Source organism: Streptomyces sp. URMC 124, assembly GCF_051386455.1.
GTDB lineage: Bacteria > Actinomycetota > Actinomycetes > Streptomycetales > Streptomycetaceae > Streptomyces.
On the sequence record NZ_JBPQTS010000584.1, the window covers coordinates 1 to 248 of the forward strand.

Sequence of the window (248 nt, forward strand, 5' to 3'; positions counted from 1 at the left end):
GAACTCAACACGTGGACAGACAGCCATTTGCCCCATCAACTGCAAATGACCTAGCCAGCGTTGAACCTGCTTATCCATCTGGTTCTGCGTTATGGATCAGCTCTCCGGGTCCAGCTGCTTGAGCGGCTCAGTCGCCGGTCCCTCCAGCACTTCGCCGTTATAGCCGTATCTGGAACCGTGACAAGGACAGTCCCAGGAACGCTCGCCCTCGTTCCACTCTACTTCGCAGCCCATATGCGTGCAGGTGG

1 protein-coding gene is annotated in these 248 nt (G+C 57.3%); it reads right to left on the minus strand.

The window, feature by feature from the left end; all coding sequences use genetic code 11:
- Positions 1-96: 96 nt before the first annotated feature.
- Positions 97-234: a Rieske 2Fe-2S domain-containing protein gene (locus ACSNOG_RS33780; protein ID WP_436756483.1), complete on the minus strand. Its 138-nt coding sequence runs from the start codon at positions 232-234 to the stop codon at positions 97-99.
- Positions 235-248 lie beyond the last annotated feature (14 nt).

Excerpts from the sequence above, each read along its gene's own strand:
- ACSNOG_RS33780 (WP_436756483.1), bottom strand. The coding sequence starts at position 234 with ATGGGCTGCGAAGTAGAGTGGAACGAGGGCGAGCGTTCCTGGGACTGT.